The 12674-nt window shown below is 42.1% G+C and carries 12 protein-coding genes; 7 read left to right on the forward strand and 5 right to left on the reverse strand.

Annotated elements, in window-relative coordinates:
- Positions 1-62 precede the first annotated feature (62 nt).
- A complete protein-coding gene (locus NYE58_RS15165; protein ID WP_076275846.1) occupies positions 63-1052 on the forward strand; it encodes an aldose 1-epimerase in 990 nt (329 codons plus the stop codon).
- A gap of 79 nt (positions 1053-1131) precedes the next feature.
- Here NYE58_RS15165 and thrS read toward each other — a convergent pair whose 3' ends face one another.
- On the reverse strand, positions 1132-3045 hold the full coding sequence (gene thrS, locus NYE58_RS15170) for a threonine--tRNA ligase (protein ID WP_076125897.1): 1914 nt from the start codon (positions 3043-3045) through the stop codon (positions 1132-1134).
- A 473-nt stretch (positions 3046-3518) separates the two neighbouring features.
- On the opposite strand from thrS, the gene NYE58_RS15175 reads away from it, so the two are divergent.
- Together NYE58_RS15175 and NYE58_RS15180 are read left to right on the forward strand one after the other, a co-directional pair.
- Positions 3519-4187 carry a TraX family protein gene (locus NYE58_RS15175; protein ID WP_341002228.1) on the forward strand — a complete coding sequence of 223 codons (669 nt, stop codon included), beginning with the start codon at positions 3519-3521 and terminating at the stop codon, positions 4185-4187.
- 92 nt (positions 4188-4279) lie between these two features.
- Complete coding sequence (locus tag NYE58_RS15180) at positions 4280-5797, forward strand: copper amine oxidase N-terminal domain-containing protein (protein ID WP_076125900.1); 1518 nt, start codon at positions 4280-4282, stop codon at positions 5795-5797.
- Between the two features lie 97 nt (positions 5798-5894).
- Here NYE58_RS15180 and NYE58_RS15185 read toward each other — a convergent pair whose 3' ends face one another.
- Positions 5895-7292 carry a metallophosphoesterase gene (locus NYE58_RS15185; protein WP_076189892.1) on the reverse strand — a complete coding sequence of 466 codons (1398 nt, stop codon included), beginning with the start codon at positions 7290-7292 and terminating at the stop codon, positions 5895-5897.
- Between the two features lie 272 nt (positions 7293-7564).
- Between NYE58_RS15185 and NYE58_RS15190 the strand changes: the two genes are divergently transcribed.
- Both NYE58_RS15190 and NYE58_RS15195 read left to right on the forward strand, forming a co-directional pair.
- On the forward strand, positions 7565-8164 hold the full coding sequence (locus NYE58_RS15190; RefSeq protein ID WP_076125903.1) for a nitroreductase family protein: 600 nt from the start codon (positions 7565-7567) through the stop codon (positions 8162-8164).
- A gap of 71 nt (positions 8165-8235) precedes the next feature.
- On the forward strand, positions 8236-8430 hold the full coding sequence (locus NYE58_RS15195; RefSeq protein ID WP_036686240.1) for a hypothetical protein: 195 nt from the start codon (positions 8236-8238) through the stop codon (positions 8428-8430).
- Between the two features lie 82 nt (positions 8431-8512).
- On the opposite strand, the gene NYE58_RS15200 is transcribed toward NYE58_RS15195, so the two are convergent.
- A complete protein-coding gene (locus NYE58_RS15200; RefSeq protein ID WP_076275844.1) occupies positions 8513-9670 on the reverse strand; it encodes a peptidylprolyl isomerase in 1158 nt (385 codons plus the stop codon).
- Positions 9671-9855: 185 nt separating this feature from the next.
- Positions 9856-10191 (reverse strand): LytTR family transcriptional regulator DNA-binding domain-containing protein, encoded by a 336-nt coding sequence (locus NYE58_RS15205; protein ID WP_036686243.1) that lies wholly within the window; start codon positions 10189-10191, stop codon positions 9856-9858.
- 207 nt (positions 10192-10398) lie between these two features.
- Between NYE58_RS15205 and NYE58_RS15210 the strand changes: the two genes are divergently transcribed.
- Entirely contained in the window at positions 10399-11505 is a 1107-nt protein-coding gene (locus tag NYE58_RS15210) for a lactonase family protein (protein ID WP_341002230.1), read from the forward strand.
- Between the two features lie 137 nt (positions 11506-11642).
- Here the strand turns inward: NYE58_RS15210 and hfq are convergent, their stop codons facing one another.
- The gene (gene hfq, locus NYE58_RS15215) at positions 11643-11864 is read right to left on the reverse strand and encodes an RNA chaperone Hfq (protein ID WP_036686247.1); all 222 of its coding nucleotides are present in this window, start codon (positions 11862-11864) and stop codon (positions 11643-11645) included.
- Between the two features lie 111 nt (positions 11865-11975).
- Here hfq and NYE58_RS15220 point away from each other — a divergent pair, with 111 nt between their 5' ends.
- Positions 11976-12617, forward strand: coding sequence for a phosphatase PAP2 family protein (locus NYE58_RS15220; protein ID WP_076125909.1), 642 nt, complete (start codon positions 11976-11978; stop codon positions 12615-12617).
- Positions 12618-12674: the final 57 nt, after the last annotated feature.

Raw genomic sequence — 12674 nt, forward strand, 5'->3', positions numbered from 1 at the left:
TAGATGTGGTAATCTATCAAGTGGAGACAATTATCAGACACTGGAAGGGAGAACAATATATTATGTCAATCACAGCGTATGAAGGACAATATGAAGGAGAAGCAGCTATCTGGTTGAAAGCCGGTCGTTATGAGGCAGCTATTCTGCCAGGCATTGGCGGCAACCTGATCTGTTTCCGTGATACCGAAAACGGATATCGCTTCCTGCATGAGCCTGGAGCTGAAGAAATGGAAGCCTTCAAGGCAAGTCCGGGGATTCACGGAATTCCTGTATTATTTCCTCCAAATCGTTATGAGGATGGTAAATTTCCATGGAATGGTCAAACTTATCAATTCCCAGTAAATGAAGTTGCAACGGGCAACCATTTACACGGATTTTTACATACTGCAGCTTGGGAAGTCGAAGAATATGGCAGCGGTAAGACTGAAAGCTTCGTAACCGTATTCATCAAGGTGGATGAGAATCATCCTTCTTATCAGTATTTGCCACATAAGTATACGATCAAATTGCGTTATACCCTCGGCGAAGGAGGATTATCTCAACAGGTGTTGGTGCACAATGATGGAGAAGATGTGATGCCTTGCTTGCTGGCATTCCACACTGCCATTAACGCACCTTTCGCACCAGGAAGCACGGCACAAGATTACCGCGTAAAAGCTACTATTGGCGAGCGATGGGAGCTCAACGACCGCATGCTGCCAACAGGCAAATTCCAGGCGTTGGAGCCAGGAGAAGTTCAGCTTCGTGAAGAAGGTGTGAATCCATATTTTGCATCGATGGACAATCACTACACGGCTGTACCTCAGAACGGACGCAACCGGATGGAGCTTACCGATAGCAAAGCTGGAGTAACCTTGGTGTACGATGTAGGGACTTCGTACAAACAATGGATGATCTGGAATAATGGTGCTACAGAACAGTTCTTCTGCCCTGAACCACAAATTAACTTGGTAAATGCGCCAATGGTAGATCTTCCTGCTGATGAAATCGGCTTGTTCAGCCTGAAACCAGGCGAATATTGGGAAGAAAGCAGCCGCCTGTACGTAAAATAGAGTTCAGTTGACATGAATAGGTTATAAAGAAGGGGCTGTCTCAAACGTAGTTTCTCTACGATTAGACAGCCCCTTAAATTTATCTTTTACTAATAATCTCTTCATTAATCTGTTCAATGATGTCTTGGATACTCTTCGAACCAAGATCACCTTCACCACGTTTTCTTACAGAGACAGTGTCGGAATTTTTTTCGTTCTCTCCAAGTACGAGCATGTAAGGTGCTTTTTCAAGCTGAGCTTCACGAATTTTGTAGCCTAACTTCTCATTTCGGATATCTACTTCGACACGAATGCCAGCCTTCTCCATGTGATGCTTCACTTGCAGTGCATAGTCAACATAGTTCTCAGAGACTGGCAATAACTTCGCATGAACAGGTGCGAGCCACAGTGGGAAAGCTCCAGCGAAATGTTCAGTAATAATCCCCATAAAACGATCGATCGACCCATAAACAGCGCGATGGATTACGACCGGGCGATGTTTAAGATTATCTTCCCCGATGTAAGTAAGATCGAATTTCTCTGGCATTTGCCAATCTAGTTGGATTGTTCCACATTGCCAGCTTCGTTTTAGCGCATCTAAGATATGGAAATCAATCTTAGGTCCATAGAACGCGCCATCCCCTTCATTCACACGATATTCGATCCCGAGATTGTCTAATACATTTTGTAAAGATTGTTCAGCCTGATCCCATAATTCTTCAGATCCCATATAATCTGCCGGCCGAGTAGATAATTCAATCTTATACTCAAAGCCGAACACTTGATAAATATGGTCAATCAGTGAGATTACCCGTCTTATTTCATCCTCAATTTGCTCTGGCAAAACGAAGAGGTGAGCATCATCCTGGCAGAAAGTGCGGACTCTCATCATCCCGTTCAGTGCTCCGGAATATTCATGGCGATGCACTTGACCGAATTCCGAGATACGGATAGGCAGTTCCCGGTAGGAATGCAGATTATTTTTGAAAATTAGCATATGCCCAGGGCAGTTCATCGGCTTAAGGGCAAATTTTGTTTCATCTACATCTGTGAAATACATATTGTCCTTGTAGTGATCCCAGTGTCCTGACTGCTCCCAAAGCCGATTGTTCATCATCAGCGGTGTGCGAACTTCATCGTAATCTCTCTGTCTTTGTAATTCCCGGGCAAAGTTCTCAAGCTCTGTACGGATTGTCATTCCCTTGGGAAGATAGAAGGGCATGCCTGGCGCTTCTTCAGAGAACATGAACAACTCAAGTTCTTTGCCGAGCTTACGGTGGTCACGTTTTTTAGCTTCTTCAAGAAACAGTAAATGTTCCTCTAACTGCGCTTTTTTAGGAAAGGCAGTTCCATAAATACGTTGCAGCATTTTGTTATTGGAATCTCCACGCCAGTAGGCACCCGCTACATTCAACAGCTTAAAGGCTTTGACCAAGCCAGTAGAGGGAAGATGTGGCCCACGGCAAAGATCGGAGAATTCACCTTGATCATAAATAGTTAATACTGTGTCTTCCGGCAGATCATGAATAAGCTCCAGCTTTAAAGGCTCATTTAGCTCTTCAAAAAGTTTAATGGCCTCTGCGCGGCTCACCACACGGCGGACAATCTGGTGATTCTCTTGGATGATTTTCGCCATTTCTTGTTCGATTGCAGCAAGATCATCAGTGGATAGAGGTTTCTCAATATCAATGTCATAGTAGAAGCCGTCTTCGATAACAGGACCTATGCCTAGCTGGACAGCTTTATCTCCATATATACGTTTTATGGCCTGCGCCATGATATGTGCAGTACTGTGTCTATAAACCTCAAGACCGTCTTTGCTATCCAACGTAACAATATCGAGCCGGCAATCATGTTCGATCGCTTGGTTTAGATCAACAGATTTTCCATCAATTTTTCCAGCTACAGCATTTTTTTTCAGACTGGTACTTATGGCACCTGCTGCTTCTTTAATCGTTGTTCCTTGCAGTACCTCTCTAATTGTTCCATCTTGCAGTGTTACCTTGATCTTCATGATTTTAGCCTCCATTTCTCAAATATTGTTAGTTGTGAACGCAAAAAAACGCATCTCTCCCAGAAAGGGACGAGTGCGTTCAGCTCGTGGTTCCACCCTAATTCGACCTGTCATATAGACAGGACCTCATTGGTATCCGATATCGGGGATAAATCGGTGCCGCATACTACCGAAAAAACAAAGTTCTACGGATTCAGCGCCACGGCTACAAAGGGGTAACTTCACAACCGGTAACTGGAGAAGCTTGCAGCCTGGACTTCTCTCTCTGGACAGTTCGTGTAGGAAATCATGTCTTTGATCATTGCCATATTCTGTTGCTAGTTAATATTACTCAATAGTATTCGATAAAGTCAAGGGGGGAGGTGCACAGAAATCGGATGATCGTTTCTACGCGGTCTTCATTTGCTTATTGGTAAAGGAAATGAGGATGGACTTGGCGAATTTATATTTCAACATGCTTAAGGGGGATTGTAATGCAGATTATTGCCATGCTGACGATGCTAATCGACCATATTGGCTATATCTTTTTCCCGGAGAATCTTGCTTGGAGATATGTAGGGAGAATAGCTTTTCCGATTTATTGTTATGGGCTTGTGCAGGGACATATCCATACTTCATCCAGACCTAAATATTTATTTCGGTTGCTCTTGATTGCGATTATTGCCCAGATTCCCTATAATCTAGCGCTAAATTCTGGTGGCTGGAACGTGGTGTTTACGTTATTGCTGTCAGCAATCGTACTGGTAATTTTGGACAAGCTGCCTTCACTATGGCTTGGTATACCTGTGGTAATTGCTGTTATAGTGTTAATGGATTATTACCCTATAGATTATAATGCGTACGGTTTGCTCTTAGTATTGATTTTTCGTTATACGAAATCGTACTGGCTTGTTGGAGCCCATCTGGCACTGAATCTTTTCTATATGTTTTATAATTATTGGGTTGTACAGATGCTCAGTATTTTACCTACCTTGCTGATTGCTTTTACGCCTTTAATTTGGGATCGCTTGGAGCGGCACCGGGTTCCGCGCTGGATGTGGTGGTCATTTTATCCTGCACATTTACTGATGTTGGCGATAGTCAAGGCTGTAATTTACAAGGATTGGGCTCAGATCGAATGGCGAAGTTTGTTGAATTTCTAAACATTTTACAATAAAAGGAACTTTGATTTACAAAACTTACCTTAGCTGAGATAATGGATTGATTTCACAAAATAAGATGAAGGAGACATGCTATGAGTAGAGTTAAAGCGAAATTGAAGTGGTTTTTGCCTTTTGTCGCACTGATGCTAGTTCTTGCCGGCTGTCAGTCGGTAGGGGGGTTCGATGTTAATAAGGCGTTGATTGGGGATGTTGATGTTAAATCATCAGAATCCAGTATGACTTTTTCCATGAATGCTGAGCCCATAGAGGGAATTAGCGCGGAAGATAAGGAAATGGTTGATCTTATTAATTCTTTTTCCTTGAATATTAGTAAAGCTAAGTTACAAGATAATGGGAGTTTATCGGCCCAAGGAACTGTTGGTTATAAACAATTGAATATTCCATTCACCTTGTTTATGGACAAACAAACACTTGCTTTTACAGTTGAAGGAGCAAAACAACCGTTCTACTTCCCTGTACAAGGATACGATGAAATCTTAGGTGAAGTAGGATTGGATACGGCAAAAGCTGAAGATGTCAGTAAGCTGTTGACGAAATTCGTTGTTAAGAATCTTCCAAATCCTGGCGTAATCAACATTACACCGGTTAGTGATGCTGTGTATGGTGAGCAGTTGAACATGACGAAGCTGCATGCAGAAGTGACTGGTGATGAGCTTCCTGCATTGTTAAAAGGCTTCCTGAAGTCTGTTTCCAAAGACACAGAAGGTTTTACTGAATTGGTGGGTGGTCTTTACGACTATCTGTACCCTGTGATCAAAGCTATGGATGAAGACGGTTCTGGCGATATTTTCAATCTGGGATTCGGAGATATTCCACTGGATGATAAAGAAGCTGTCGTAACTGTATTGCATGATGCTGCCAAATTGGCTGTTGATGCATTGCTGCTAGTATATGACAATCAAGTGGACAGTCTTTACAAATCAACTCCTGAGATGAAGACCGTGTTGAGTAAGGATACGAAGTTATCTGTTGATATTTTCGTTGATAGTGCTCTGCATGTGCGTAAACAGAATGTTGATCTGAAAGTGGCTCTTCCGGGTACCGAGGATTTCCCATTGAAGAGCCTCTCGCTTAAAGCTTCCAGTCAGATTTGGAACATTGGCGGTGCTGTAACCGCTGATCCAATCAGCACTGAAGGTGCACTTGATATTTCTTCCGGACTTACACCTGGAGAGACTTTGAGAAACTTTGCCCCAGATTCTGATGTATATCGTATATTGAAGGATGATCTGGGCATTACGAAGAGAACCATTGTTATCGAACCTGATGACGAATATTATTACCCGATTGTAGACAAGAACACTACTTATATCCCACTGCGTTATTTGGCAGAAGATTTAGATGCTACTGTAGAATGGGATACGGCCAATCGTGCAATTAACGTTACTGATGGTGTGTACGGAGATAAACTGGTATTCAAAATCGGTTCTTCCGAAGCCTTGATTAACGGCACGGCTGTAAAGCTTGCCCAACCTGTATTTGTTGACGAGTATGGCGATGCATATGTATCCTTGCGTCTGCTTGCTGAAGCGCTTCATGCTACTGTGTCGGTAGATGAAGATGGTTGGATTACTATTGTACGGAAATAGTTGTATCTTAACGATTAATTAACACAATAAACCCAGCTTCCATCTGACGCATAAATGCGGGTGGAGGCTGGGTTTTTCATATGAATACATAATCCAGTTATTGCTTCGTTAATACCACCTCTAAAGCTATATTACTAAGCTCTTTATCCTCTGTCATACTTTGGATGTATCCACCTAAGAAACCTTCTTGTAGGCCTTCCCAAAGCTTGTAGCCTGGCATCGCTTTAATATCTTCTGAGGAGCTGCCGGCTGTCCCCGCGAAATATCTTACATTTAGCTTGGCCATTACCTCTGCCATCGATGCCTTTTCAGACTGCGTAAAGGAACTCTCCTTTAAACCATCCATAGCTTTGTTATAAGAGTTTGTAGCAAAAGTATCCTCAGCATAGGTCTTGAAGTTTAAAAGATTCTGATCTGTATTGCCATTAGCTTTAGCCCATCCCTCTACATTTAAGGGCGTTGCTTCATAATTGACGGTTCTGCTCAGGGGATCGAAGGTCATCGCTCCGTATTGATGTGGATAGACAGCCATTGCACTTGTTGCGATATCATAAATTGGCGTTTCTTCCGAAGAAGTTACCGGGTCTACCCGGATGTCCTGCATATGGATATGGCCTGACAAGACTAAATTAAGTTCATTTTCACGAAGTACCTTTATTGTTTCCTGACTGTTGTTAAGCTTAAAGCCTGAAACAGACATAGAGGTGTGGCTTAGTAGATTGTGGTGCATAACCGTGAGAACAGAAGCATGCTCCTTGGCAGCCAGTTTAACAGAATTATCTATCCATGATAGGGTAGAGGCGGTCAGGCGTCCGTCCGTTTGGGGGAAACCGTATTTCTGATTGTTATGATATTGGCTGCTGTCAATCATAAGGAGCCATAAATTTGGCGCTGCCTTAACGATGTAACTTAGTGATTCTTTATCACGTGATACAGCTTCTTTGTAACCGAAATCCTCATACATCTTGGTAAAGTCTTTGTCTGTAATGGAATCCGTAACAAGCTGCTTATCCCCGCTGAAGGATCTGGCCCAAGGATTAAATAAATCGTGGTTGCCTGGAATGACATAAACAGAGGTTCCTTGTGCTTCGATTCGCTTTAATTTTTGGGTTAGCTCCTGATGGCTGCTGCGTTCTCCGTTATTTGTTAAATCTCCACTCAGGATGAGAAAATCAGGCTTCTGCTGCTCAGCGTCATAAACCAAGGTTTCAAGGATTTCATCACTGTAAGGCAGCATTTTTCCATCACCGCCAGTTACATATTTTTGAAAAGCTGTACCGCCATCCTGTAGCTTCTTATCTAAGAAGTGAGTGTCCGTTGCCACCCAGAAAGTGAGGGGGTGAAGATCATTCGGATCTTGTGCTGTTGAGGTTAAATTAGACGAATTTGTGTCTTTACAGCTAGTTAGAGCCAAGCTCATTGAAAGGAGCAGCAATAATGAGATTAAGGCTGATTTTCTATGCCGAACAAGGGCTTTCTCGCTTGGGAATTTCATGAGCATAACCTTCCTTCTATACATTTGCTGCACTATTGTAGCGCATTTTAGCTCGTGGTGTATATCGGAAAAGGAAGAGGGCAGTTTCTAGCCCGCCTGAAGTGATTAATGATTAATAGATCAGGTGCATAATTAAGCCCATAAATGCGACAATAAGAGTTGGCAACGAATATACCCGACAAAATAAGTTGTGAATAACTGTTGTGTTTTCAGAAAAAAGGTGCTAAGATATACAAAAGTAAGTTACTAAAATTAATGGAGGTAGTTATTTTATGTCTAACAATTTCTTTGAAGCAGTAAAAGGAAGACGTTCCATATATGCCCTTAGTAAAGAATCTACGATTTCGGATGCACAAATTGTAGAAATCGTTGAACAAGCGGTGCTACATAGCCCAACTTCTTTCAACTCCCAAAGCTCAAGAGCCGTTGTTCTTCTTGGAGAACAACACGATAAACTATGGGATATCACTACAGAAACATTGCGTAAAATCGTTCCTGCCGAACAATTTGAAGGAACAGCGCAAAAATTAGCGTCTTTCAAAGCAGGTTACGGTTCCGTACTATTCTTCGAAGATCAAACGGTAGTGAAGAGCCTGCAAGAGAACTTCGCTCTATATGCTGAGAACTTCCCAATTTGGGCTAACCAATCCTCTGGTATTCTGCAATTTGTAGTATGGACAGCACTTTCTGAAGCAGGTGTAGGTGCATCCTTGCAGCACTATAATCCACTGATTGATGATGAAGTAAAAGAAGCATGGGGCATCCCGCAAGAATGGAAATTGATTGCTCAATTGCCATTTGGTAAAACAGTTACTCCTGCTGGTGAGAAACAATTCCAACCGATTGAAGATCGTGTTAAAGTCTTTAAATAAGTGAAATAAGCGTTTGAAACCTCCTTAACCAGGCTAAGTATGTATATAGACTGGTTAAGGAGGTTTTTGGTATGCCATGGAACAAAGAGGATTATCCAGAATCATTGAAGAACTTCACAGCACCTGTTCGCAATAAGGCAATCGATATTGCGAATGCGCTCCTCGAAGATGGTTATGAGGAGGGGCGGGCGATTTCAATTGCCACAGCGCAGGCGAAAGAGTGGGGGGAGAACCACGATAAACAAATCCGTAAAAAAGGCCATTAAGGTTTAATCAAAGGCCTGAACATAGATATAAAAAAACAGGACAGCGTTTATTAACGCTTGTCCTGCTTTTTGACGGGCACAATTATTTAGTGGATTCATTTCCTGCTGCTGCGCTTGCAGTTGGCTCAGCTGTTGCAGCTGCATCTTCTTTAGCGTCAGTAAGTGTGTTCGTGATTTTTGCTTTTTCAGTTGTTTCTGACATCCAAGTGGAGGACAGAGCGGAAACCTTTTGCGAAACTAGTGTTTTACGAATTTCATCTTTCTTTTCTTCCAGTGTATAGTCTTTAGCATCTTTATGGTCGGTTACTTTAATGATGTGATAACCATAATCGGATTTGACAGCATCACTGGTTTCACCAACTTTTAGCTTAAAGGCTACATCAGAGAATTCAGCTACCATATCGCCACGTTTGAAGAAGTCTAGATCTCCGCCATTATCCTTGGAACCCGTATCAGAGGATTTTTCCTTGGCAAGAGTAGCGAAATCTGCGCCTTCTTTCAGTTGTTTCAGAATTGCATCTGCTTCTTCTTTAGTCTCAACGAGAATGTGGGAAGCGCGAACTTGTTCTTCTTCACTGAAAGTAGCTTTATTTGTGTCATAGTATTCTTTGATTTCATCATCCGTTACAGTGACTTGTGGCTCAAGGATTTTACGCAGCTTTACTTGCAGCGGCATTTGCTTTTTCAAGTCGTCTACAGTCATTGAGCTTTGGGACAAAGCAGCATTAAAGGCAGCTTCTCCGCCGAATTGTGCTTTAAGATCTTCAAGTTCAGTGTTGATGTCTTCATCTGTAACAGTTACGTTAGCTTTTTTAGCCTCTTGATCAACAAGCTCAGTTGTAATCATAGATTGCAGCGTGCTTTCTCCGCCTGCTTCGATCAATTTATCATAAAGTTGTTCTTTTGTGATTTTTGTTCCGTTTACTGTTGCAACAGCTTTTTTGCTGTCGTCTTTTTGGACGACCAGAACAATGATTAGTGCTGCAGCTAATACGATAGAGGCAATCATCCAAGCTTTATTGCTTCTAGGAGCAGTCGGAGGTGTAGGTGGCGTAGCGTTGTTCGCACCGACTTTGTTCATGACTGGAATACTGTCTGCTTTTGTTGTATTCACAGGTTCCTCAGCAGCAACTTGCGCTACTTCAACCTCTTCATTGATAATCTCGGAAGTGTTCAATTCTTCTTCCGTGGTACCGTTGTTTTCTAAGTTCTCATTTCCATTCAGATCTTTTTTGTCCATTATTAGTAATGACTCCCTTCAATATAGGTGTTGCTTGTCTATTTACAACTTTAACAGAAATCCTAATCCTAAACCTTAAGAAAGTATAAAAAAAGGCAGGATCTTTTTAAGTTTCTATTAATAAAAAGCAAAAAGCCGGAAATGGCACCAGTAACATGCCCTTCCGGCTAATGGGATTAAGATGTCTACTTCAGTCCTTTCAGAAGATGACGAATGCTTTCTTGTTTTCGTCTTGGGACACGTACGTTTTTAGCATACAGGCCCATTTCACCGAAATAAATGCAGTCATCTGCGATAGAGCTGATCTTGTTCAGGTTGACATAACAGCCACCGTACACATGATAATAACTTGAATTGGACAACAATCGATTTAATTGCTCGGCAGTCATTCTCTTTTTTATGTTATAGTTTCTGCCGTGAAAAATGACCAAATCATGGTCCCCGACCTTAAAGAACAGAATGTCTGTTTCCACCTCGAAGTCCTCGTACACATTTCTGGCTTCCAGCAGGATGCTACTCATTCATGTTCCCCCTTTATACGGAATAAAAGACTAATGTTAGCGCTTTCATTATATCACAACAGTTAATCGTAGGAAAGACCCATTTTTGAATTGTTTCGTACATTTCTAACTTTATCGTTTGTAATTAACGTTTAAAAATTGTAGATTATATAGATGATCACATCTAATGAGTGTGAAGTAGCAATACTTTTGAGGAGGAATATAGAGATGAATGAGCAGAATAAGTTATTGCTGTTTACAGGTTCTTATGCAAGTGCCGCGGAAAGCGGAGTGCAGGTGTTTGAATTCGATGGAGCTGCAGGTGGTACGCTAAAGCTGCTGGATTCGGTGCAGGGCTTAACTAATCCTACCTTTGTTAATGTAGATACCGCTGAAAAACGTCTATATGCTATAGGAGAAAAACCGAATGGTGAGGGTGGAAAAGAAGGCGAGGTTGTTACCTTTGCCATTGATCCAAAAGACGGGAAATTGAGTGAACTGAAACGCATTCCCTCCATGCCTGTTTCTGGCAACCGTCAAACAACCACCTGCCATATCAATAGAGATTTGAATGATGAATACGTTGTTGTATGTAGTTATCATGGTGGAAGCGTTGGTTTGATCAAATTAAATGAAGAGAAAGCTGCGGATCAATTAGTTGATGTGGCCGTACATTCAGGTCATGGCCAGCATCCTGAACGGCAGGACCGCCCTCATCCCCATTCCGCTATTTTTAGTCCGGACGGGCAGTATGTGTTTGTATCTGATCTTGGGCTTGATTTAATTCGTGCCTATAGAATCAATAGAGAAACCAATAAGCTAGAAGTGCATGGTGATACGGCGCTGCATCCAGGAGCGGGACCACGCCACTTCACTTTTCATCCAGACGGAAAGTCTGCTTATGTAATTAACGAGGTGGATTCCACCATTACATCGTTTACATATGACAGTGCCGCAGGCACTCTGCACACTGTAGATACAGTGCCGACGCTGCCTGATGATTTTAACGAAGAGAATACTTGCGCTGAAATCGCCATTTCCAAGGACGGAAAATATCTGTACGCTTCAAACCGTGGGGCTGATAATATCGCTGTGTATGCTGTGGATAATGCATCTGCTAAGCTTACACATCTGGAATATGTATCTACTCGTGGGGGACATCCACGTCACTTCGCATTGACACCAGATGGAGCTTATCTTATCGTGGCAAATCGTGATGCGAATAACCTGGTTGTATTTTCAATAGAAGCGGCAAGTGGCCGACTCGAATTTACTGGAAATACAGCTGAAGTATCCAAACCGGTATGTGTGAAGCCCGTAAATGTTCCTGTATAAAGTTACTCCATTTGAAGAGTGAATCAGTGATCTTGGGAAATGCTAAAGGGAACACCGGATATAAAGTCCGGTGTTCCCTTTTTTTTGAAAATAAAAGTCTGTGATTATCTGGTTGATGTGGTGAATGAGGGAGTAGACTATTTGAGCGAAACGGGCTTAAGAGGTACAATAGTGGATACTGCAGATTTGAATAGTACATTTTGCCTGCCATCACCTTGACCTTGTAAAGTGATTGTGAAAGCATCGTACGAAGTTACGAGCCCTTGCATTTTCACACCATTCGTCGTAAAAATCGTCACAGGCACCTTTGTGGAAATGAACTGGTTCAACAATCGTTCTTGCAATTTTAAACTCTCCACTTTGGCAGCACTCCATCTTCTGTGAATTTTTTTCTCTCAATAATTATAACATGGGTTAGTCCCTCACTGGAAATGAGATCAACAGTCACCTGAATAGACATGGAGGTATTTATGCTTTATTATCAGAACTGGTCTAGAGCTTTTCGCTTTTTTTTAGGGTTTGCTGCTTGTTTCGCCGTTATAGCTGTCCTTGTAAGTATGAATAAGGTATCAACCTTTGATAACTATATTATTGATGGGGTACAATCAGCGGAATCACCGGGGTTGACCTCATTCGCCAAAGGTTTATCTCTGATTGGTTCCTCTAAGATCGCTATTGGCCTATCTATCGTTACCATGGCACTGCTCTATTTTTTGCTGAAACACCGATTTGAATTAATCTTGTTCCTGTGGGTTGGATTAGGCTCACAGCTCTTGAATACAATAATGAAGTTATGTTTTCACAGAGAACGTCCGAATTTACATCGCATTGTTGAAGAGATTGGTTATAGTTTTCCGAGCGGGCACTCAATGGCAGCATTCTCTTTGTACGGCGTTATTGCCTTTTTATTGTGGCGTCATCTGCGGCGGAGGCATGAACGGGTCTTATTAATAATGTTCGCCGTATTCATGACCGTGGGGATTGGCTGGAGCCGTATCTATCTGGGTGTTCATTACCCGAGTGACGTAATTGGGGGATATATGGCTAGTGGCGCTTGGCTGATGTTGTCCATTTGTTTATTTCAAATCTACAAGAGCTCGCGTAAGAAGTAGGATAGATACAAAAACGGATATCTTTCATAACGCATGAAGATATCCGTCTTTATGTGT

Origin of the sequence: Paenibacillus sp. FSL L8-0708 (assembly GCF_038009325.1) — a bacterium.
In the GTDB taxonomy this organism is placed as follows: Bacteria; Bacillota; Bacilli; order Paenibacillales; family Paenibacillaceae; genus Paenibacillus_AQ; species Paenibacillus_AQ odorifer.